27 protein-coding genes and 1 pseudogene are annotated in these 17,157 nt (G+C 60.4%); 12 read left to right on the top strand and 16 right to left on the bottom strand.

Features of this window, described 5'->3' with window-relative positions; translation table 11 throughout:
• Window positions 1–96 precede the first annotated feature (96 nt).
• The 3 genes from Q9R47_RS08465 to Q9R47_RS08455 form a co-directional block, all read right to left on the bottom strand.
• Entirely contained in the window at window positions 97–441 is a 345-nt protein-coding gene (locus tag Q9R47_RS08465) for a hypothetical protein (RefSeq protein ID WP_311232770.1), read from the bottom strand.
• Between the two features lie 80 nt (window positions 442–521).
• Window positions 522–1,313 (bottom strand): ORF6N domain-containing protein, encoded by a 792-nt coding sequence (locus tag Q9R47_RS08460; protein WP_311232769.1) that lies wholly within the window; start codon window positions 1,311–1,313, stop codon window positions 522–524.
• Entirely contained in the window at window positions 1,310–1,495 is a 186-nt protein-coding gene (locus Q9R47_RS08455) for an Arc family DNA-binding protein (RefSeq protein WP_311232768.1), read from the bottom strand. The genes Q9R47_RS08460 and Q9R47_RS08455 overlap by 4 nt, the downstream gene beginning before the upstream one ends.
• Window positions 1,496–1,581: 86 nt before the next feature.
• Between Q9R47_RS08455 and Q9R47_RS08450 the strand changes: the two genes are divergently transcribed.
• A complete protein-coding gene (locus Q9R47_RS08450; protein ID WP_311232767.1) occupies window positions 1,582–2,046 on the top strand; it encodes an Arc family DNA-binding protein in 465 nt (154 codons plus the stop codon).
• A 56-nt stretch (window positions 2,047–2,102) separates the two neighbouring features.
• Here the strand turns inward: Q9R47_RS08450 and Q9R47_RS08445 are convergent, their stop codons facing one another.
• The 3 genes from Q9R47_RS08445 to Q9R47_RS08435 all read right to left on the bottom strand — a co-directional run bounded on the left by Q9R47_RS08445 (window position 2,103) and on the right by Q9R47_RS08435 (window position 3,838).
• Window positions 2,103–2,315, bottom strand: a complete 213-nt coding sequence (locus Q9R47_RS08445) for a hypothetical protein (RefSeq protein WP_311232766.1) — start codon at window positions 2,313–2,315, stop codon at window positions 2,103–2,105.
• 352 nt (window positions 2,316–2,667) lie between these two features.
• Window positions 2,668–2,868 carry a helix-turn-helix domain-containing protein gene (locus Q9R47_RS08440; RefSeq protein WP_311232765.1) on the bottom strand — a complete coding sequence of 67 codons (201 nt, stop codon included), beginning with the start codon at window positions 2,866–2,868 and terminating at the stop codon, window positions 2,668–2,670.
• A 106-nt stretch (window positions 2,869–2,974) separates the two neighbouring features.
• Window positions 2,975–3,838, bottom strand: a complete 864-nt coding sequence (locus Q9R47_RS08435; RefSeq protein WP_311232764.1) for a hypothetical protein — start codon at window positions 3,836–3,838, stop codon at window positions 2,975–2,977.
• A gap of 412 nt (window positions 3,839–4,250) precedes the next feature.
• Between Q9R47_RS08435 and Q9R47_RS08430 the strand changes: the two genes are divergently transcribed.
• Complete coding sequence (locus Q9R47_RS08430) at window positions 4,251–4,850, top strand: hypothetical protein (RefSeq protein ID WP_311232763.1); 600 nt, start codon at window positions 4,251–4,253, stop codon at window positions 4,848–4,850.
• Between the two features lie 133 nt (window positions 4,851–4,983).
• On the opposite strand, the gene Q9R47_RS08425 is transcribed toward Q9R47_RS08430, so the two are convergent.
• Window positions 4,984–5,469 (bottom strand): hypothetical protein, encoded by a 486-nt coding sequence (locus Q9R47_RS08425; RefSeq protein ID WP_311232762.1) that lies wholly within the window; start codon window positions 5,467–5,469, stop codon window positions 4,984–4,986.
• Window positions 5,470–5,647: 178 nt separating this feature from the next.
• On the bottom strand, window positions 5,648–6,067 hold the full coding sequence (locus Q9R47_RS08420) for a hypothetical protein (protein ID WP_311232761.1): 420 nt from the start codon (window positions 6,065–6,067) through the stop codon (window positions 5,648–5,650).
• 118 nt (window positions 6,068–6,185) lie between these two features.
• Between Q9R47_RS08420 and Q9R47_RS08415 the strand changes: the two are divergent.
• Window positions 6,186–6,458 (top strand): annotated as a pseudogene (locus tag Q9R47_RS08415) (IS5/IS1182 family transposase); the annotation flags it as partial.
• A 121-nt stretch (window positions 6,459–6,579) separates the two neighbouring features.
• Here Q9R47_RS08415 and Q9R47_RS08410 read toward each other — a convergent pair.
• From Q9R47_RS08410 to Q9R47_RS08400, 3 genes are read right to left on the bottom strand one after another with little or no spacing between them, the layout of a single operon-like run.
• Window positions 6,580–6,798, bottom strand: a complete 219-nt coding sequence (locus tag Q9R47_RS08410) for a hypothetical protein (RefSeq protein WP_311232760.1) — start codon at window positions 6,796–6,798, stop codon at window positions 6,580–6,582.
• Window positions 6,779–6,985, bottom strand: coding sequence for a hypothetical protein (locus tag Q9R47_RS08405; protein ID WP_311232759.1), 207 nt, complete (start codon window positions 6,983–6,985; stop codon window positions 6,779–6,781). Before Q9R47_RS08405 ends, Q9R47_RS08410 begins: the two co-directional genes overlap by 20 nt.
• On the bottom strand, window positions 6,982–7,404 hold the full coding sequence (locus Q9R47_RS08400) for a hypothetical protein (RefSeq protein WP_311232758.1): 423 nt from the start codon (window positions 7,402–7,404) through the stop codon (window positions 6,982–6,984). Before Q9R47_RS08400 ends, Q9R47_RS08405 begins: the two co-directional genes overlap by 4 nt.
• Window positions 7,405–7,592: 188 nt before the next feature.
• On the opposite strand from Q9R47_RS08400, the gene Q9R47_RS08395 reads away from it, so the two are divergent.
• Window positions 7,593–8,267 (top strand): SOS response-associated peptidase family protein, encoded by a 675-nt coding sequence (locus Q9R47_RS08395; RefSeq protein ID WP_311232757.1) that lies wholly within the window; start codon window positions 7,593–7,595, stop codon window positions 8,265–8,267.
• Between the two features lie 226 nt (window positions 8,268–8,493).
• Here the strand turns inward: Q9R47_RS08395 and Q9R47_RS08390 are convergent, their stop codons facing one another.
• The 3 genes from Q9R47_RS08390 to Q9R47_RS08380 form a co-directional block, all read right to left on the bottom strand.
• Window positions 8,494–9,027 carry a hypothetical protein gene (locus Q9R47_RS08390; protein ID WP_311232756.1) on the bottom strand — a complete coding sequence of 178 codons (534 nt, stop codon included), beginning with the start codon at window positions 9,025–9,027 and terminating at the stop codon, window positions 8,494–8,496.
• A gap of 119 nt (window positions 9,028–9,146) precedes the next feature.
• Window positions 9,147–9,956: a DNA/RNA non-specific endonuclease gene (locus tag Q9R47_RS08385; RefSeq protein WP_311232755.1), complete on the bottom strand. Its 810-nt coding sequence runs from the start codon at window positions 9,954–9,956 to the stop codon at window positions 9,147–9,149.
• Window positions 9,957–10,005: 49 nt separating this feature from the next.
• Window positions 10,006–10,680, bottom strand: coding sequence for a S24 family peptidase (locus Q9R47_RS08380; RefSeq protein WP_311232754.1), 675 nt, complete (start codon window positions 10,678–10,680; stop codon window positions 10,006–10,008).
• A gap of 21 nt (window positions 10,681–10,701) precedes the next feature.
• Here Q9R47_RS08380 and Q9R47_RS08375 point away from each other — a divergent pair, with 21 nt between their 5' ends.
• From Q9R47_RS08375 to Q9R47_RS08345, 7 genes are all read left to right on the top strand, one after another.
• On the top strand, window positions 10,702–10,968 hold the full coding sequence (locus Q9R47_RS08375) for a hypothetical protein (protein WP_311232753.1): 267 nt from the start codon (window positions 10,702–10,704) through the stop codon (window positions 10,966–10,968).
• Window positions 10,961–11,470, top strand: coding sequence for a hypothetical protein (locus Q9R47_RS08370; RefSeq protein ID WP_311232752.1), 510 nt, complete (start codon window positions 10,961–10,963; stop codon window positions 11,468–11,470). Before Q9R47_RS08375 ends, Q9R47_RS08370 begins: the two co-directional genes overlap by 8 nt.
• Window positions 11,467–12,000: a phage regulatory CII family protein gene (locus tag Q9R47_RS08365; protein ID WP_311232751.1), complete on the top strand. Its 534-nt coding sequence runs from the start codon at window positions 11,467–11,469 to the stop codon at window positions 11,998–12,000. Before Q9R47_RS08370 ends, Q9R47_RS08365 begins: the two co-directional genes overlap by 4 nt.
• 105 nt (window positions 12,001–12,105) lie before the next feature.
• The gene (locus tag Q9R47_RS08360) at window positions 12,106–12,624 is read left to right on the top strand and encodes a hypothetical protein (RefSeq protein ID WP_311232750.1); all 519 of its coding nucleotides are present in this window, start codon (window positions 12,106–12,108) and stop codon (window positions 12,622–12,624) included.
• A gap of 37 nt (window positions 12,625–12,661) precedes the next feature.
• Complete coding sequence (locus tag Q9R47_RS08355) at window positions 12,662–13,648, top strand: hypothetical protein (protein ID WP_311232749.1); 987 nt, start codon at window positions 12,662–12,664, stop codon at window positions 13,646–13,648.
• Window positions 13,641–15,020 carry a DnaB-like helicase C-terminal domain-containing protein gene (locus tag Q9R47_RS08350; protein WP_311232748.1) on the top strand — a complete coding sequence of 460 codons (1,380 nt, stop codon included), beginning with the start codon at window positions 13,641–13,643 and terminating at the stop codon, window positions 15,018–15,020. The genes Q9R47_RS08355 and Q9R47_RS08350 overlap by 8 nt, the downstream gene beginning before the upstream one ends.
• 51 nt (window positions 15,021–15,071) lie before the next feature.
• Window positions 15,072–15,767, top strand: a complete 696-nt coding sequence (locus tag Q9R47_RS08345) for a hypothetical protein (RefSeq protein WP_311232747.1) — start codon at window positions 15,072–15,074, stop codon at window positions 15,765–15,767.
• A 199-nt stretch (window positions 15,768–15,966) separates the two neighbouring features.
• On the opposite strand, the gene Q9R47_RS08340 is transcribed toward Q9R47_RS08345, so the two are convergent.
• Window positions 15,967–16,188: a hypothetical protein gene (locus tag Q9R47_RS08340; protein WP_311232746.1), complete on the bottom strand. Its 222-nt coding sequence runs from the start codon at window positions 16,186–16,188 to the stop codon at window positions 15,967–15,969.
• Between the two features lie 93 nt (window positions 16,189–16,281).
• Here Q9R47_RS08340 and Q9R47_RS08335 point away from each other — a divergent pair, with 93 nt between their 5' ends.
• A complete protein-coding gene (locus Q9R47_RS08335) occupies window positions 16,282–16,692 on the top strand; it encodes a hypothetical protein (protein WP_311232745.1) in 411 nt (136 codons plus the stop codon).
• A gap of 123 nt (window positions 16,693–16,815) precedes the next feature.
• Here Q9R47_RS08335 and Q9R47_RS08330 read toward each other — a convergent pair whose 3' ends face one another.
• Window positions 16,816–17,025, bottom strand: coding sequence for a hypothetical protein (locus tag Q9R47_RS08330; RefSeq protein WP_311232744.1), 210 nt, complete (start codon window positions 17,023–17,025; stop codon window positions 16,816–16,818).
• Window positions 17,026–17,157: the final 132 nt, after the last annotated feature.

Genomic DNA, 17,157 nt, shown 5'->3' with positions numbered 1-17,157 from the left:
TGTTCGATTGCCTTTATTAAAGCATTCTTGTTGTACTAAGTAAAGAATGCCTTTTGATGCGTGCGTTTTTAAAGTGGGGTTAAAGTGTGGAGAGCTTCAGAAGCCAGGTCCGAAGTTCCAGCGGTCGTGGTCGCCCACCAGCGTTGCGCCGGCAGCGTTGTCTGCGATAGCGCCGATGTTCTCGGCGATGAGAGCTGCTGCGCCGATCTGCGCGGACCAATAGTCCCGCTCGGCGTTAGGCTGCTGCTGCAAGTACATGAGCAGCGTGCGGAGGGTATCGGCCTTCCCGGCCACGTTCTCCATGATGGCTTGGAGCTGGGCGTGGGTGTACCGCGTTACGCCCTGCGGGGGCTCGTCGGCAAGAGGAGGGGGCGCACCTCGTGCCCGGGGTTTCTGGGCAACGGTTGCCCCTGCCGCGGCAAGCGTGGCATCATTCGGCATGGTTCGTTTCCTTGGACGGTTTCGGATCAGAAGCCCTAAAGCGCTCTCACCTGCTTCGGGGCTTCGCCTTTTGTGGGGTCCTATGCGGCCTTGCGCAGTTTGTCTGCCACGGAGGGGTTCCAAAGCACTTGGTAACCGCTGTGGCCGGTGTTAGCGGCGTAGGGCAGAGCTTCGCCCCAGGCAGTGCCGTCGGCGGTCAGCTCCCATTCACCGCGGGCGTTCTTGCCTTGCAGGCCGAGCTGCTGCAGGCGCTTGTTCGTCGCTGCTGCGCTTAAGCCGACCAGCTTGCCGAGGTTCGTCGCGTTGAGCGAGCACAACGGGCCTTCGTTGGCCGCTGGGAGGGCCAGGCGCATTGAGGCAGTCTCGATGCCGGTGTTCTGCTGAATACAGGTCAGGGTGGCCGCCATGGCGATGCCTGCCTTCACGCCGGGCACCTTTGCCACGGCCTCGCCGATCAGAATGATGGCGGCCACGCTGTCGGAGGCCGGGGCTGGCAAAAGGGGTTGGGCCACCGGCCGGAAGTACCGGTCTTCAAGAATTTCGAACACTTCCCAGGCTTCGGCCGTGGTCAGCATCTTTGCGTGGCGGGCCGCGCCCCGCTCCGTCCACAGGATCAGGCTACGGGTCTTGCTGGTGATTTGCGACCCGATTTCGTCGGGTTGCAAAGCCGCCAGGGTGCGCAGTTCGGCCCCGCTGAGCTTGAACAGGTGCTTTCCTTCCTCGAAGTGCGCGCGGTTGTTGGCGTGGTTGTCGCCAATGTTCTTTTCGCTGCATCCGTAGAAGCCGGCCAGCTGCCGGGTGGTGCACACCCGCTGACCCTTGTAGCTGATGACTTGGGCGGCCACGCCACCGATGATGATCTCGTTGCTCACTGCTGCTGTCCTTTCTGCTGGGGTTGCTGGGTTGCCATGTCTGCCTGACGGCTGCGTTCCAGACGGTCGAGAACCTCGCTATTGAATGAGCGGCGGTTCTCGATCGCTCGGTGTTTGAGCCAGTCCTTCAACTCGGCGGGAACCCGCACTGGAGAGGGTGCCAGGAGGCCAATACCTTTCATGATTTCCTTTATGGCTACGCGGTGTAGTTATGGTAACGCCGCGTAGTCATTTTTTGCAAGACATTTTTTAACTACACTGCGTAGTTATGGCCAAGACCCCTAAGACGACGACGGCGCCCACTGGAAGCATTGCCCCTTTCGGGTTGCGCATGCTTCCCGAACTGAGAGACAGAGTTGAGGAGTCGGCGAAGGAGAGCGGGCGCTCAATGAATGCCGAGATCGTTGAACGACTCTCGCGCAGCTACCAGTCCGATGACACCATCCGGCTCCTGCGCGGCAACATCGAGTTGCTGAGGACACTGGCAAACTTCATCACCCTCCGGCACAACCATCCCGAAGTGATGGCTCCTATGGAGGGGGCCATGCTCAAAATGGCGCGAGCTGTTCAGGCAACAGAGGACGAGTCCAAACTCAGAACAGCGATCGAGCCATCCATGCGTGAATACACAGCGGGCCTTGAGGCCTTCCTTGACCGTGTTAACGAGATGCTGGGCCCGGGATGGGCGAAAGAATTGCCTGAATCTTCGCGCAAGCCCAAACCCAAGCCCTGACCCCACTACGAAAGGTTCGTAGTGACCGACCATGGCGGCAATCACCATGGTTGCCATCACTCCACATCCTTCGGCCAGCGCTTCAGCCGCTTCAGGGCGCCGGAGTGCGGCAGCACGCGGACCACGGCCAGAATGCCTCCGAGGTTGCTGAGGACTATGTAGTCGAGCCCGCGGGCGGTTGATGGGCCGCTGAGCAGGCACGCGGGCTGCTGGTTGCCTGTCTTTCTCAGGTAGCTGGCAATGGCTCGCCGGGTCAGATCTTGTGACATGGGGTGCAGCGTAGGTGGATGCTGGAAATATTGCGACGCACTGAAAAAGCACTTTTGAGTTACGCGGAACTGCTTGGCTTCGTGCCAACAAGTTGGCTGCAGCACTCGGCCTCGTCTTGGTGGAAGCAAATGTTGGCTGGATAGCGGCCCCGCAGCTATCACAAAAAGAGGGCCACGTTGCTATAGACAAAGGCTGGGCTTTCATGGTGGGGTGGTGGGCGGCTCATCTGGTTGGACGGTTTGAGCGCAGGCAAAACTGAAGTGCTGGGATACTATTTCCGCATGCTGGCGCTTTTCCGCTAAGCCCGACCCATGTGGGCCTTGGCTCTTTGGGTCCGACGTAGTAGTGAGTTCACGAATTTCCCGGGGGAATCGAATCCCTCCACGCCAGCAACTCGTCCCTATCAAACACCGTACATCTGGAGGAAAGCCGCCGCGGTTTCGGGAAATCCGGGCGTTCTTTAGCCCATCGCCAAAACGTAGCGATGCCTATGCCGAGTAGTTCGGCGGCTTGCTTTGGGCGCAAAGATTGCGCATTGGTGGTTGGTTTCACTTTTCATCCCAATTGATCCCGCTAAACGGTATGGGATGAGTGTCCCGAGCTTACGAGGCTAGGAGAATCCTATGTGCTCGTACGAGAGGCGTTCTGCTCGTAGGCCCTACGCTGTGCCTGCAGCGCGTAGCTTCTTCCACTCTGTCATCCAGTCCCGTGCCGTGCGCCACGCGACGGGCACCAAGACTCCAGCGACGGCACTCGCTCCTGCATCCAGGCTGGAAAAATTTCCCACGTTGGCATCACACCATTCAAAAACCTGCTGCTTCATAGCGCGGTTCTCAGCATGCCTGGCAGATGCTGCATTCCTTGCTAAGGCTTTTCGTGCAGCCGAGGCAGCTGGGCTATCGAACGAACTGTTTGAGGATTCGGCATAAAATTTTTCACATTCGTTCCACATGTAGCTCCCGTGACCGAGCAAGCCTGCATCTGACGCTTCGTGTATTGCCTCCAGGAATTCGCTGTGTGAAATATCTTTCCTACTCGCCTTGTGAAGCCAATGCACCTGCAAAGCGGTTAGTACTTCAACAATTTCGGGGGATTTTTTGTAACGGAAAATGGATAATACTGGTGAAAACTGCTGTTCAAACGAGTTCTCTGACATCTTCTCGTAAACAGTGTTAGACCAACCTTCTGACTTCGCATATCCACTTGGAGTACACCGAGAGAGCATGACATCGTTATTGCTGATCAAACCGGTTTCGATAGATCTCCTTGTCCAGTGTGCGCCCTCCCAACACGATAACCATAGTACCCATTGAGAGTAGGCTAGTAGATTTTCGATATCCTCCCCATCATTGCCAAGCTGAGCCAATTTATTGGCGTATTGGGAGTTCGCTCTTTCATGAAGACCTGTGATGGTCGATGGCAGTTCTAACCTCATTGGCAACTGCATTTCTTCTAGTGAGCGCATAGCGTCTGCCCGTGCGCCTGCTGCGTTCCTTTCGTACTGTTCATACCAGTCGTTCATATGTCGGTCCCGGCGATCACACTTGTGCGTACACCGTGCGCATGGGGGTCTTGCTCCAAGGGGCAGATGTGCTCCTGGGCGAAAACTTTTGGTCTGTCATGTTCACAGTCCCCAACTTCGACACGAGAAGCATCTTCCAGCCCTCAGCCACTCCTGAGCTACTGCCTCCGCTGATTTGGTAGCAGCTCAATGCTTCATGCCCCGCGGAATTGATGCCATAGACGCTAGGTTCGACAGTGCGAAGGTAGCCGTCGTAGAACACGGCCAGGACTTGTCGCTGTTTGATTGCTTGAACGATCATCGTGTGCATGATGCCTCCCGAGACAATGTGGTGCTTCCAAGTATGGAACCTTTTGCTCAGAATCTATTGATCGTTGCCGCTTGGGTGACGTTTTCTTGAACATCTACCCGCATGGCCAAACACCACTACCTGCAGTTCATCGTCAGAGGTGACGACAAGGAACTCACCTTTCCCGTCGAGGAGAAGACCTGCACTAGGCTGCAGCACATCCTCGACCCCGACACTTCCCCGCGTCCGCAGTTCTTCTGGTTCGACACGCTGAGCGAGCGCTCAGTGGTCATCAACCTGGACGACGTGCAGGGGGTGCGATACCTTTGGGAGGCTTGGCCCTATGTGCACGAAGAATTGCCAGAAGGAGAGGCTGAGGCTTCGGTGCTGAAGCTTCGCGGCAGGGCGCCGTTGCTGCTGGGTATGCTTGAAGACGGCAACGAAATACAGCTCTTTTGCTCGAGCCTGGAGGCGGATCCGAAAGTGCAGCCATTTCCGTCCTTCGTGGATGCGGACGGGGAGCTCTTTCAGGTGAGGGCAAGCGAGGTGGTGTGGCTCGATCTGCCGGCGTCGCTCGTCGTGGATTCAAATGACGATGATCTTGAGGCCAAGATGGTCAGCCGGATGCCGAAGCCGAGGGCATCGATCAACACGGATCCGAGCAGGCGCGTTCGCAAGCTGGTTGCCGCTGACCCTATTAGGTGGTTGAAAGACAACTTCTGAATTGCCGTGTGGGCCCGGGCGAGCGCCGTCGGCGGCACTGACTTGCACATTCCTCCTTTGGTTGCTTGGCTATCGACTTCCCAAGCTTTTTGCGGAGTTGGTGGGCTAAACCTCTCTAGAGCAGCCCAAGGGATCAGCTGCCGTCGGCTAAATACTTGGCCCGCAGTGTCTCCGGCGTCTGTTGACAAAGCTGCTGGCTGACGAGAGTCAGGGCGGGAACTAAAACGCAGACTCCGGGCGAGTGTCTGAAGCCGCTCGCTTTGATTTCGTCAAAGTACTGAATCTCGCCATCTCCCTGTTTGATGGTGTAGCGAAACTGGAACTTGGTCTCAGGAGCTTTGTCGAGCGCAGAACCTAGTACTGCCCCGAGCAGGCCAACGGCTAGATTTGCTCCAGCTGAATAGCTATGCCCGCCACTGAAGGCTCGGTCTATGTACGCAGCGCTCCCAATGGCGCCTCCAACCATGGCGCCCGAATTGGTTCCCGCCGTGGACTGATCCATTCCCTGCACGTCCGTGATGACGCCGAAGCCATCGGGAGCAAAGATCTGGACCTCATGCGCGCTTTCGATGCGCTCACGCTCTGAAGCAGCAAGTTGCTGCCAGACAATTCGAGACACCAAGGCTCGCTTTGTCGTTGGCTCAGCGTTCGTCTGGGCCGGCTCCCCAGCTTTGGCAGCAGCTAGAGGTGCTGTTGCATAGCCGGGCTCCTGAGTTCTACTGGTATGGCGAGGAAGATCAGGGGCTGGTGCAACGCAGCCAGTCAGAAGGACTGCTGCCGCGAGACCACCCAGGACGTTACTTGACGAACTTGATGGCACGGCCTTTTCCTTCCAAGCTGTTCCAACTAACCAGAGACATGCCCCCCGCCCCGTACCTCACAAAAATGACCGCATCAGCGCCGAGCTCTGCCGCCTTTTCGCGAAGCTTCTCATTCACCTGCTCGCGAGTCGGGTTGGGGTGAAACACCGTGGTCTTATTCACGGTGACAGTGATGTCGCCAAGCGAGACGTAACGCTGGTCAACAACGTCTCCATCTGTGACTCGCACCTCGGCAGGACTTCTCGCGGCAAGCGTCTGCATTGCGTCCTTCGCATCAGCAGATGAAGCGTCCACGTTGCTGGTGGACCATGTTGCGCATCCAGTGCACGCCGCGGCCAAGCATGCAATCGATGCAATGCGAGTGAAGTTCATGAGGGCTCCCGAGTATTGTTTCATGATGTTAATCTAGTGACCGCAGGTGTGTCATCGGTAGATTCGTAACGTCATCCAGCTTCGATGACCCAGCTCAGAATGCGGGAGAGTGTCATGGGCGAATGCTGCCCAACCATCTGCGCCCTGGGCGCCGGTTTACCAGCAGAGCAGGGGTTGGCTGGACACGGGGTGCTTCGAGGCATGGTGCCGTACCTGCACTCCCTCATCCGCGTGGCACAGCGGCGGCAAGGCCAGCCCAGCGCCGTGGTGATGGATGGGGCGCACGCTGCAATCGAGTTGCGAGAGCGGCCCACGTGCAAGCGACGCCGGCTACAAACGCAAGCGCGGCAGCAAGGTGCATATGGCCGTGGAGACGCTGGGCCATCTGTTGGCGGTATATGTCACGCCGGCCGACGGGTGCCTTCGGTGGGTCTTCGAAGGGCATCACAGACAAGTCATCCCCCATCGTCTGGCGGGCGTTGCGCACTCGCTCCAGTCGCCCGCACGCAGCAAGCCCGCACAACGAGGCTCCAGCCTCAAGGGTAGAAGACAGCACGGATGTGGTCTCCCGCATTTGCGTCCGCGTCCCCATAGCGCGAGCCGATTTGCGCGCACGCATGCAGCAGCAGGTAGCTGTAGTTCTGCAGCTCGGGCGACATCGGCTCACCCTCATCAATGAGGCCCGCGGCCACTGCCATGGATGCCATTGCACGCTCGCCGTCGGAGGGCGGCGGATCAGAAGGGGATGGGTTCATCGACGATCCTGATAGGCCCGAGGCCTCGGTACTGCTCTGCGCCGGTATCGTTGTGCCTGAGCACCCAGCTCTCTGCGTCTTCCTCGATGCTGTACGCCCCGGGCTCGTCTGGGAGTTCGATCGTTTCGGAGTAGCCCAGCCACCCCGGATAGAGCAACCAGGCCTTCACTACGGTTTCAGTCGTCATGATGGTTTCTCCTGTAGAGCGCGAAAAAGCATGGTGACTTCGTCGTCGTCGAAATCATCGGGCGGGATCTTCTGCTCGGCCTCGCAAAGTCGCTGCAGCATCGGCGCCGCGAGCGTCAGATCCGCAGCGCACATCCAAGATTGCCGCTTCCAGGCAGGCGATGCTTTCTTTGTTTGCCGGCCGCAGTCTTCCCTGCCAACGAGGTGCATCACGCCATCTACCCGTCGCAGCCTGGCCCAGAACAAAGGCGGGAGCAGGGGCTTGCCGCCCTGGGCGGTCAGCAGGTGCGCTTCCCACCGCTGGCCGTAGCTGTCCAAGGGTGTCTGCTTGTACTGCAGCCATCCGAAGATCGGCGGCCGAGCCAGCAACTCGCTGGCCCGAACGCGCAATCCAAAGTGCCGCAGGGGGTAAATATGCATAAACACTGTGCAAATATACAGTGTATGCGGGCGAGGAGAAACGGTCGATTGCGTGGCGAGAGCTGTTGAGCGCGGTTCAAATGAGCGCTTTCCTGTGCCCTGCGGTGCATAGCTGCTGCAAAAGTCGGAGCATGGAAAGTGCGCGCGATCCGACAGACGGCGCCCGGGCCGGCGAGCATGCTGGCGCCATGTGCAATCGATACAAGCCGCCACCACACGTCAGGGACATCGAGCTCACCTGGGAGATCTCGCGCCAGCACCCCGAGGGCGGACGCTGGTGGGACGAGGTGCTACACCCGCGCGGGCAGGGCCCGTTCCTGCGCCGTGCGCGCGACGACGCGGGATACAGCAAGGAGCTGGTCGTGGGCACCTGGGCGCTCATCCCGTGGTTCGCGAAGGAAGCGAGGCTCAAGTACCCCACGAACAACGCTAGGTCGGAGGAGCTGAGCCAGAAAGCCAGCTATAAGGAGCCGTGGGCGCGCGGGCAGCGGTGCATCATTCCCGCCGTGGACTTCGATGAGCCCAACTGGGAGAGCGGAAAAAACGTGTGGTGGCGCTTCAAGCGCCGGGACCACAAACCTTGGGGGCTGGCCGGGCTCTGGAACACCTGGACCGACAAGGCAACCGGCGAGGTGCATGAGAGCTATACGATGCTCACCATCAACGCCGACCACGATCCGTTGATGTCGCGCATGCACCGCCCGGACCCGAAGCGGCCGGCCGATCGCCAGGACAAGCGCAGCGTCATTCCGATCGAGTTGGAAGACGTGGACACCTGGCTGGCGGGCACGGTGGCCGAGGCGTCGAAGCTACTGCGGCTGGCGCCGGTAGAGGTGTACGACGCCAGCCCCGTGGAGGCGTGAAAAAGCCCGCACGCGGCGGGCTTATGCTCTGCTGGCGAAGAAAATTCAGTTCTTCGCAGCCGCTCGAGAATGAGCAAGTGACAAGGCTAAATTCTCTACACCGAAAATTGCAACTGCCTTGTCCAAAGCTCGGGCAAGGTGGGCCAGTGCGGCTGCTTCGCTATTTGCCCTCTCGATGAAGGCTGTAGCTTGGGGGGACGTATGTGTGGTCATCGAGAACTCCAGTTTAAATGTCATGCTCTAGGACAAGCCATCTGCCCTGCCTTGATGCTCGCAGGTTAGAAGAGCTATCATCTTTGATCGTCGCGAGCAGAACCATCAAGAAACGAAGTTGTTGGTCATTTCGAGCGTAAAGTTTGAGTGTATCAGCGTCGTGCTCCAGACGAACACTAAAGGCTCCAAGGGCCGCGGCCTTGTAGGCTGATACCGCTGCGTGCATGGCCGCCATGTCTTCATCTTGCATCTTGGTGTCTATCTCGGGCGATAGAACCAAGTTCATGAGTTTGATCCACTTGCCGCCGAGCAATCCCTTGTTCGACAGCACCAGTTCGCAGACGCCAGTCGCAACTGGCTCATCGTTTGCGAACAGCCCGTATGCGAGCCTCTGGAACACTGAGCCCTGCGTTGGTCCAAGCGACTCCTGGATGAACGCCAATTTTCTTGGCACTTCCTCTGGGAAGCAGTCGCAATCTTCCGCCTCCTTGGTCCACTTAGCTAACGTGGCTTCGTACTCTTGTTGAGTAAATTTTCTGAACTCCATCAGTTCCCTCCTGTACTGGCAATCATGCCTTCTTTTCCCTACTTGCGCGTAGTGCTACGTGGAAGTCCGCATACATCGCTGAGGTGCAGCTCCTAGACAACAAGGGCTGATGCGACAGGCTACCGAAACTTCTGCTGAGCTGGTTGGCCAGCCAGCAGGCCGAGCCCCGTTCGGCTCTCCAATTCCTGCAGAGAGATCGGCCGCCCGACCGTGGCGCTTGGGCTGTTCTCCTGCCAGTGTGCCCACGACTTCCCGGTGCCCGGGTCGTAGACCAGCTTAAACAGGTGCGACGGCACGGCCACGCCCTGACCAATGCGCGGCGGGTTGGCCTCGAACACCGGCCCGGTGATGACGTACACGTCGCCCTTCGCACGCATGACGTAGCGGCGCGTGTCTTCCTCGATCTTCGCCCATGGTCCGCCGTTCTGCTTCCGGTCCTGCGGCACCATGTTGGCCAGACTGAAGGACTGCGCCATGGCCTCGGGCGTGCCCATGTCGCCAGCGGGGGCCATGTGGCCGCGCGACCAGCCTGAACCCTTGTAGTCGGCCAGCTCGGCGCGCTCAGAGGAGGGGAGCCGCGCCTCGGCGTAGAACTTGTCGCCGCGCTTGGGCTTCGTCCCCGACTCGTACGTCTGACGGTTCAGCCGCTCGGCGACGTAGACCGGCGTCTTCGTGTTGCCGCTGTGGAGCACGGCGAAGGAGTCGAAGCACAGCTCGCGCAGCTTGTCGCCGGCAGGGCGAGCGGGAGGCACGCCGCCCGCGAAGTGCTGCGGGCACGACGCGAAGCCGGCACCGGAGGAGGGCGCACGCCCGGCGGCTGGCTTGTCACCAGGCCAGAAGCTTGAGGCGGGGAGGGGCAGGACGAATGCTGCGGCGCTGAGCAGGAAAAGCAGGCTCCGGCGGGCGGTGCTGAGGGTAGGCAGGTTCATGGGCGGGCGAGTCTACGGCCTGCGTGGAGCGCTTTCTGCCTGAGCAGACTCAAAGCGTCGATCCAGTCCACACCGCTCGTCCGATGATTTCAATGTCGTCAGGACTGGAGAACACCTTGATCCGTGGCTTGAAGAGCGGGTTCTCGGCGACGGCCAGGACCCCGACGCCCTCTACCCGTTCGAGGCGGCGGAGCAGCAGCTCACCCTTGCTCCGGAAGGCGAACAGCTCGCCATTCAACCGCTCACTGTCGCCGCGGTTCACCAAGACGACCGCTCCATCGCGTATCGCTGGCTCGTTGCTGTTGTCGGTGGCCAAGACCGCGACGGCATCGCTCTCGGCGATTCCGAGCCGCGCGAGGAAGTCCGCGCTTGGTGCGATGGGCAGAAGGTCGTCCTCCGCATAGACCACCTGCGCCTTGCCACCGGAACTCCGCACGACCGCTCGCTGGACGGGGACGAAATTCTCGGTTGCTGCAGCGGCTTGACCTGGCGGCTTGGGATCTCTTGCACCTGGCGCACGGTGGCCTTTGCCTGTGGCGAGCCACGACGGATTGACGCTCAGAAACCTCGCCGCGTTGGCGTTGTTCTCGGCCGTTAGGGCCTTCGTCTTGCCGTTGATGACATCTCCAACGGCCTGGACGCTGATACCAATGGCAGAGGCGAGCTCGCGCCGTCCCTTGCCGGATTGCTGGAGTGCGTCGTTGAGGCGGTCACCGTAGGTCATAAAGAGAGCTTACATGCATAGATGGTAGGCATTCTTGCTTTTGCTTGTCATGAATGCTTTAATAAAGCCATGGACGACAGAGAAATCATCAATGCCCTCGGCGGGCCATCGGCGGTTGCCAAGCTGTGCGGATGCACGCCCCAGTCTGTAGTGCAGTGGTCTGGGCGCAACCCCAAGACTGGCGCGGAACGGCGTATCCCCAAGGCGCGGCTGATGTTCCTGCGGGTGGTCCGGCCTGATGTCTTTGCAACGGCTGAACGCACCACTGAGGCGGTCAAGAATGCTTGAAGATCGTCCGGCCAAGGGGCTTCAGGCGGGGCCTTTCCGTCTTCGCGGCGCGCTCAATGTCGCTGGCATCTCAACACGCGAGACGACTGCCCGCATCACCAACTGGCCCGCCACCCACGCCATCTCCAGCCGTGAGGTGCAGAGGGTCTGCAGTCGGTTTCCGGTGTCCGGACATGTGTTGATGGACAGCGAAGTCCGGGTCGACGTGTGGAACGGATCTGTGAGTGCTCGCATGGCGCTTCGGTGCCTTCACTCCAACCGGAAATGCGGGCGGGCGCGCGCCCGTGTGTGGTGGAAGGACGGAAAAGCAATCCGTGTTTTCGGGCGCATCGCTTTTGCCGGCAACCAAACGCCGGGCCTCCGTGCGTTCGTGCCGGGCATGGTCAAACGCACTGACAGCTGCAGTGCTAGGGAGAGCGGTGATGTGTTGGAAGTCATGGCCGCAATGGTCGCTTTGGCTGACATGCCCGTCCACGTCCAAATTCGGGAGAGCCGGATATGAGCCTTCACGACGCACTGCGCCGCGGTGCAGACCACTTTCCAGGAGGGCGCGCGGTCCTCTCCGTTCGCATGAGCAAGGGCGACGAGGTGCTGCGCAAAGAGCTGTCTGGTGCCGTGTCGCACAAGCTCGGCGCAATGGACGCACTGGCCATCGCTCGCCTGCTTGTCGAAGGCCGGACGCCTCATTGCTATGACTACCCCGCGTTCGTTGCCCAGGAGTGCGGCGGCCGTTTCGTGCCCAACGACGAACCCGAGCCCGAGGCCTCCCTCAACCCAATGACCAAGGTGTCGCGTCTGATGCGCGAGACATCGGATGTGACCACCACGGTGATTGAGGCGCTGAGCGATGGCGTGATTTCGGACAACGAACTCGCCCGCATCGAGCACGAAATCGCTGAGGCAGAAGAGGTGCTCCGCAAGCTGCGCCGCGCTGCCCGGGCAACGAATGCCGCTGGCAAGCCCAAGAGCGAGCGCCAGCACGTCGACCTTCCCGTGCTGGACCCCATGGCGCGTACTCCCGCTTCCGTCTGATTTTTGAGCCACGGCTAGGGGCAGGGTAGCTCCCTCACCCCGAAGAGCAGTTCCACCACCTGGCTGCCGTTGGTTTTTTCTGTTGGTGTTTTTTTGAGGTGGCAGATGCCTGTAGTTTCCAAAAACGCTCGGAGCGATCAAGTCGGTGGCCGTGCGAAGTCGCCCTGGATCGCCGGAGCAATGGAGCCCTGTGATCCTGAGATCTTTCGCGCTGCCGTCGAGGCTTGGGGTGCCGCGCGGCAGGTTCCTCTGCGTAGCGGTCCACCCAAAGGCCGCGGCTATGCGTTGTCCGACATCCCAATCAATCGTGCCGCGATGGGCACCGCTAAGTTCCTGCGCGAGCGCGGAGTGGAGCACCCGCAGGCTTACCTGATGCGGCTCATGCACATGGGTGACGTCCTCGAGAACGCCGGTAATGGCGGCGTGCTGGCGAAGTTCGTGAAGCCTTCAGACGAAGAGGGCACGCTCAGCGTCAGCGAGGTCTTGCTGAACGCTGTGGCGCTCGCGCCCATCCCGGAGGCCGCGGGCCTCTCGCCCGCCGCAACGATGCTGGATATCGAAGCGATCCGGGTGCTGGCGGAGGCTGCATGGGTAGAGAGCGAGGGGGCGTCAGGTGACGACTGATGCACGAATCTCGGTAGGTTTGAAGGACCACCCGAAGATGAAGAAGCTGATCCGGCGCCTCGGACCGGGCGCTGGCTTGTCCATCATCTGGTTGTTCCTGTGGGCTGCGCAGAACCGCAGCAATGGTGACCTCACCGGCATGACCGACGAGGATATCGAGCTCGCATGCGACTGGTCGGGCGAGCCTGGCGCGTTTGTTCGCGAAGCAGCTGCCGTGAAATTCCTAGATGGCGAGGAAGGTGATCGGCGCATCCATGACTGGGCCGAGCACAACCCCTGGGCTGCTGGCTCGGACATGCGCAGCGCAAAGGCCAGATGGAACGCTGCAAAGCGTCACCATGGCATTGCTGAGGCTGATCGGCTAGTACCCGAATACGCTGCTGTACGCAGTGCTGCCAGCATTGCTATGAGCAGTGCTACTAGCAATGCTGCAGAGGATGCTACTAGCATGCTGCCAGCATTGCTACAGAACGATCGCAGCAATGCTCCGTCTCCGTCTCCGTCTCCGTCTCCGTCTCCGTCTCCGTCTCCTATCGTAGAAGAAGACCCTACCGGGTCTTTGTCGACTTCGCAGTCGACCGACAGTCCCCGGCAGGCCGAAATCCTGCCGATCGGGGAGCGATTGCAGGCTCCGAGGGCCGAGGTGCCCCCATGCCCGTACGACGTGCTGCTGAGGCAGTACCACGAGCTCTGCCCAACCATGACCGTGGTGCGTGCGGACCTGTTCAAAACCGGGAAGCGGGGCGACGCGATGCTCGCTCGCTGGCGATGGGTTATGACGTCGAAGGCCGTGGTTGGCGAAAAGGCTGGCCAACGCATGGCGACCACACGGGAAGAGGGCGTGGAGTGGTTTCGACGGTTCTTCGCTTACGCCGCTGAGTCGGCATTCCTCCGTGGGGAGCGGCTCGGCGCGACAGGGCGAAGGTGGGTTGCGGACCTGGGCTGGCTGATGAAGCTGGAAAACTTCGAGAAGGTCCTCGAGGGCAAGTACCACACCGACGTGCAGGAGGCCGAGTATGCGTGAGCTCGCCCTCGCAGTCCCCGCCAGCGTCGAAGCCGAGGCCGCGCTCATCGCGGGCCTGCTTCTCGACTCGTCCATGCTGCAGAAGATCGGCGAGTTGGACGCCGATGCGTTCTACCACCCAACATTCGCCGAGGTCTACCGGGCCATCCACGCGCTCGTCGCGAAGGGCAGCCCAGTGGACGTCGTGAGCGTGCATGTGCAGCTCTGCGCTCAGGGAAAAGACATCGGCGTCACCGAACTCCACGAGATGGCCCCTTACGCGACCGGACCAACCAGCATGCGCAACTTTGCGCGGGTGGTGATGGACTGCTACCGCATGCGCCAGTTGATGGACGTCGGCCACGAAATCGTCGACGGAGCGATGACGCCCGGGCACACATCCGCTGAGCAGATCGACAAGGCCCAGATGCAGCTGGCGAAGCTCGCCACCGTGAAGTCAAGGCGGGAACCCCAGCATGTCACCGAGTCGATGGACGACTACTTGGCGCTGCTGCAGGACCTCGCGGACGGCAAGAATCCGGCGATCCCGACCGGTATTGGCGGGCTGGACAAGATCCTCAATGGCGGCCTGCGACGCGGACAGATGATGGTCATCGGCGCGCGGCCCAAGCATGGCAAGACGGCGCTGTCGCTCACGATGGCCCGCAATATGGCCCGCGACCACAGCGTGCTGTTCCTGAGCCAGGAAATGCCAATCACCGAGCTGATGCATCGGCACACTGCGGCGGCCGGCCCTTTCGACCTGGCCCGAATCATGGCGGCCGACGCCGCGGACCACGACATGTGGGATGCGGTCGGTGACGCCGCTCGACGGTTGGGCGACCTCAACCTGAGCCACGACGACCAGTGCGCGCTGACCTTGATGGACATCCGCCGTAAGGCAATGAAGGTCAGGCGCGAGCGTGGCCTCGATGTGCTTTTCATCGACTTCCTGCAACTGATGGCCGGGGCCGGCGAAGAGAGCCGCAACCGCGAGCTCGACGTCATCGTGAACGGCATCAAGGCGATGGCTCTCGACCTGCAGATCTGCGTAGTGGTGCTGAGCCAGATGAGCCGCAAGGCTGACGAGCACTACGGGCGCCCCACGATGACCTACCTGCGGGACTCCGGCGCGATCGAGGCCGCCGCCGACCAGATCGCTCTGCTGTTCAACGACTGGGCTCACCCCCTGAGCAAACGCACCCCTGAGTTCCAAGGCTACGCCGAGCTCGAGGTCGTAGCCCACCGCAGCGGGCCGCAAGGCCTCGTCCCGTTGGAGTTCATCGGCAAGTACCAGCAGATGGGCGACTGGATGCGTGACATCCCGAAGCGTCCTGCCGCCACGCCATCTGCGCCCAGTCCACCGATGCGCACCCGCGGCGCCCAGTTCTGAGCCAGCGAATGCCGAGAAACCCACCACCCCAACCTTGAAGCACAGCAATTTATGACCGCAGCCACCGCCACCCGCCCATGCCTGGCAGAACGCATCGCCAACGCGAGCAACAGCACCGACCTTTCGGTACGTTTGGAATCGCGCGGCGATGCCGACTACCTGATCGCTGCGGGAGCAGCCCCTGCACAGATCGGGCGAAGCGTCTACAGCCTCATGGCGGAATGGGATGCCTGCGCCAAACCGCGGCCGATCACCGAGGAGGACATTGCACGGATCGCGGAACAACTGCCCCGCATCAAGGGGGTGAAGCAGGGAAAGCGCGGTGCGCCGGAGACGGTAGAGGCGCTGGACCTGACTGGCGCGCGCGCCCAGGTTGAAGAATGGATGGGAGCAGAACGTCGACGCATCGTCAGCCGGTTGCGCAGTCTGCCCAAGCTGCTCGACCCGCATGCAGGGCTGCTTCCATGGGTGAAGGCTCAAGGCTATGCGAAGGCTCGGGACAAGCTGCTCGATGTTCTCGGTTGGTGGGCCGATCGTTGCTGCCCTAAGTGCCGCGGCACTGGAGAGGCCGGCGGCCGAAGCTGCAAGCAATGTCGATCTACTGGACTGCGAGACGTGCCGCATGGGCGGGAAGGGCAGGCGATTTCCGAGCACATCGCTCACCACGTCGACCGGGCACGCAGCGGTTCAATCGCCGCGCTGAGGCGGACGGGGTCGCTCAAAAAGATTGCCGCCGCCGTGGTTTAGGGTATACTGCGTCCCTAGAGCGCAGGCGCAATATGTCCGCCATGCCAACATGTTGAGCGTCCGCCGGGCGGTGAGTCCGGATAGGAAAACTTGTTGGTGATGCTCGCCTTGAATTCATGAAGCCCGCACGGTCCGCCATGCGGGCTTTTGTTTTCAGGTCAGTGGAGGAATTACTGGGGCGATGTGCAGAGCGAAGCGTTTAACGTTCGAGCACACTCTCGACTAGGTGCTCCAGCAGCAGACTCGCCTGTATATCGACAGGGTCGCCTCCCTCCTCAAGGACATTCCTTGCATGATTCAATTGATTGCGCAGAAGGGTGCAGTCCAATGAACCCGAATGTTTCAGTGCAAGTACCAACTGCAATAGAAGCGTATGGGTTGCGAGGTTCAAAGCACGTAATTGTCTGAGGTCTTCGTTCATATCTGTTCTTAGGGGATGAATACGGAAAGCAAGATGCTGGAGCCAGTCTACGACCGTATCGCTGCCTGACTTCCGTCATACTCGGTGTGGCCAATGTTGGCCGAGGAGGATGATGTGAAGGTTATTCAAACTTTGGGAAAAAAGGGCGGCAAGCAACTTGGATTTTTCCAGTACAAGCGGACGTCCAAAGGCGTGCTGATCGACCTCTCGATCGGCTTGGCGACCGCTAGCGGCAAGCAGTACCTGTTCACACCCGGGGAGTGGCAACAAATCCTTGACGGCGTAGCAGCAGGGAATCGTCAAACTTTCGGCCTGAGCAAAGGGATCCCTGCCGCACAGCCAAGTCTCCATAAGCAGTTGGCGGCCTGGCTTCCGGCACCGGCTCACGGGCATGGTTGGAATGTCCCAATCAAGGCGGCGATCGTTGCTGTGTTGGAAAATGAAGGCACCCTGTCTCTCTACCACGGCGGCAATGCAGGGATACAAATAGTATTGCAACGTTAATCAGAAGCCACCTTCGGGTGGCCTTTTCGTTTTGCCACCACCGGGGCGCATCCACCACGCCTCTATCGCCGCCAGGGAAGCCAAGCCCCAGGTGGTGGCTGCCTGCCGGGTTCGGCTGATTAGCTACATGACCCATTGGTGCCCGCAGGCCTTGCACGTCACCTTGAAATCGCTGTCGCCGGCCTTTTCGGCGTCAAGGTTTCCTTCCACACCTTTAACCTGCAGATCGACCGTTCTCATGTACATGTGGTCGTTCTCACGCGTGACGACGATTCCCTCGTTTTCGCACTTCTCACACTTAACGTGGTTGCGGACGGTTTCCTTGGCTGCCATGGTTGGTCCTTCTGATGGTTGATCGGCAAGCAGGAGTATGTCGTGCTATCTCGTCCTCGCATCCCAGCCGCCGCCCAGCGCATCGAGATGGCCCAAGCCACGAGGCTACAGCAGGCGCCGCGCATTGGGGCA

The sequence above is a fragment of the Acidovorax sp. PRC11 genome, from assembly GCF_031844105.1.
In the GTDB taxonomy this organism is placed as follows: Bacteria; Pseudomonadota; Gammaproteobacteria; order Burkholderiales; family Burkholderiaceae_C; genus Paracidovorax.
This window is presented reverse-complemented; position numbering and strand designations above follow the sequence as displayed.

Bases quoted from the DNA above. Each gene is read 5' to 3' on its own strand.
- Q9R47_RS08345 (WP_311232747.1), top strand. From the start codon at position 15,072: ATGACCGCAGCCACCGCCACCCGCCCATGCCTGGCAGAACGCATCGCC.
- Q9R47_RS08370 (WP_311232752.1), top strand. From the start codon at position 10,961: ATGCTTGAAGATCGTCCGGCCAAGGGGCTTCAGGCGGGGCCTTTCCGT.
- Q9R47_RS08340 (WP_311232746.1), bottom strand. From the start codon at position 16,188: ATGAACGAAGACCTCAGACAATTACGTGCTTTGAACCTCGCAACCCAT.
- Q9R47_RS08390 (WP_311232756.1), bottom strand. From the start codon at position 9,027: ATGGAGTTCAGAAAATTTACTCAACAAGAGTACGAAGCCACGTTAGCT.
- Q9R47_RS08375 (WP_311232753.1), top strand. From the start codon at position 10,702: ATGGTAGGCATTCTTGCTTTTGCTTGTCATGAATGCTTTAATAAAGCC.
- Q9R47_RS08430 (WP_311232763.1), top strand. From the start codon at position 4,251: ATGGCCAAACACCACTACCTGCAGTTCATCGTCAGAGGTGACGACAAG.
- Q9R47_RS08385 (WP_311232755.1), bottom strand. From the start codon at position 9,956: ATGAACCTGCCTACCCTCAGCACCGCCCGCCGGAGCCTGCTTTTCCTG.
- Q9R47_RS08400 (WP_311232758.1), bottom strand. From the start codon at position 7,404: ATGCATATTTACCCCCTGCGGCACTTTGGATTGCGCGTTCGGGCCAGC.
- Q9R47_RS08435 (WP_311232764.1), bottom strand. From the start codon at position 3,838: ATGAACGACTGGTATGAACAGTACGAAAGGAACGCAGCAGGCGCACGG.
- Q9R47_RS08335 (WP_311232745.1), top strand. From the start codon at position 16,282: ATGTTGGCCGAGGAGGATGATGTGAAGGTTATTCAAACTTTGGGAAAA.
- Q9R47_RS08445 (WP_311232766.1), bottom strand. From the start codon at position 2,315: ATGTCACAAGATCTGACCCGGCGAGCCATTGCCAGCTACCTGAGAAAG.
- Q9R47_RS08360 (WP_311232750.1), top strand. From the start codon at position 12,106: ATGCCTGTAGTTTCCAAAAACGCTCGGAGCGATCAAGTCGGTGGCCGT.
- Q9R47_RS08365 (WP_311232751.1), top strand. From the start codon at position 11,467: ATGAGCCTTCACGACGCACTGCGCCGCGGTGCAGACCACTTTCCAGGA.
- Q9R47_RS08350 (WP_311232748.1), top strand. From the start codon at position 13,641: ATGCGTGAGCTCGCCCTCGCAGTCCCCGCCAGCGTCGAAGCCGAGGCC.
- Q9R47_RS08465 (WP_311232770.1), bottom strand. From the start codon at position 441: ATGCCGAATGATGCCACGCTTGCCGCGGCAGGGGCAACCGTTGCCCAG.
- Q9R47_RS08450 (WP_311232767.1), top strand. From the start codon at position 1,582: ATGGCCAAGACCCCTAAGACGACGACGGCGCCCACTGGAAGCATTGCC.
- Q9R47_RS08420 (WP_311232761.1), bottom strand. From the start codon at position 6,067: ATGAAACAATACTCGGGAGCCCTCATGAACTTCACTCGCATTGCATCG.
- Q9R47_RS08395 (WP_311232757.1), top strand. From the start codon at position 7,593: ATGTGCAATCGATACAAGCCGCCACCACACGTCAGGGACATCGAGCTC.
- Q9R47_RS08355 (WP_311232749.1), top strand. From the start codon at position 12,662: ATGAAGAAGCTGATCCGGCGCCTCGGACCGGGCGCTGGCTTGTCCATC.
- Q9R47_RS08380 (WP_311232754.1), bottom strand. From the start codon at position 10,680: ATGACCTACGGTGACCGCCTCAACGACGCACTCCAGCAATCCGGCAAG.
- Q9R47_RS08410 (WP_311232760.1), bottom strand. From the start codon at position 6,798: ATGAACCCATCCCCTTCTGATCCGCCGCCCTCCGACGGCGAGCGTGCA.
- Q9R47_RS08330 (WP_311232744.1), bottom strand. From the start codon at position 17,025: ATGGCAGCCAAGGAAACCGTCCGCAACCACGTTAAGTGTGAGAAGTGC.
- Q9R47_RS08405 (WP_311232759.1), bottom strand. From the start codon at position 6,985: ATGACGACTGAAACCGTAGTGAAGGCCTGGTTGCTCTATCCGGGGTGG.
- Q9R47_RS08455 (WP_311232768.1), bottom strand. From the start codon at position 1,495: ATGAAAGGTATTGGCCTCCTGGCACCCTCTCCAGTGCGGGTTCCCGCC.